Source organism: Agromyces humi, assembly GCF_009720255.1.
Lineage (GTDB): Bacteria > Actinomycetota > Actinomycetes > Actinomycetales > Microbacteriaceae > Agromyces > Agromyces humi.
Genome location: NZ_WJSP02000696.1, coordinates 1 through 859, shown reverse-complemented (window position 1 = coordinate 859; position 859 = coordinate 1). Strand labels below are relative to the sequence as shown.

The window sequence follows — 859 nt, the reverse complement described above, 5'->3', positions numbered from 1 at the left end:
GCCGGGCTCGACGAGCGCGCGGCATCCAACCTCGTCGCGTTCATCGCCGACCAGAAGGCGGCGACCCGCGTCGTTCCCGATGCCACGAACCTCGTCGTCGAGCGGTTCCGCGACGAGCTGGGCGACTGGCGCATCGTCCTGCACTCGCCGTACGGCATGCGGGTGCACGCGCCGTGGGCGCTCGCCGCGGGTGCGCGCGTGCAGGAGCGCTTCGGCGTCGACGCGAACGCGGTGGCGAGCGACGACGGCATCGTGCTGCGCATGCCCGACACGTCCGACGACCCGCCCGGCGCCGAGCTCTTCACGTTCGAGTCGGCCGAGCTCGTCGAGCTCGTCACGCAGCGCGTGGGCGACTCGGCCCTGTTCGCGTCGCGCTTCCGCGAGTGCGCCGCACGGGCACTCCTCCTGCCCCGCATCAACCCGGGCCGGCGGTCGCCGCTCTGGCAGCAGCGGCAGCGCGCATCGCAGCTGCTCGAGGTGGCGCGCGATTTCCCCGACTTCCCGATCATCCTCGAGGCGGTGCGCGAGTGCCTCCAGGACGTCTACGACCTGCCCGCCCTCACGCGCCTGACCGAGCGCATCGCAGCACGCCGGGTGCGGTTCGTCGAGGTCACCACCGAGACGGCGAGCCCGTTCGCCTCCAGCCTGCTCTTCGGCTACGTGGGCGCGTTCATGTACGAGGGCGATGCACCGCTCGCCGAGCGTCGCGCCGCGGCGCTCTCGCTCGACCCCGCCCTGCTCGCCGAGCTGCTCGGCACGGTCGAGTTGCGCGAGCTGCTCGATCCCGAGGTGGTCGAGGAGACCGAGCGGATGCTGCAGCGGCTCGTGCCCGATCGCGCGGCCCGCGGCGACGAGGGCG

General features: G+C 73.2%; 1 pseudogene. It reads left to right on the top strand.

The features are described from left to right. A pseudogene (locus tag GH736_RS23600) lies at positions 1-859 on the top strand (ATP-dependent helicase); the annotation flags it as partial.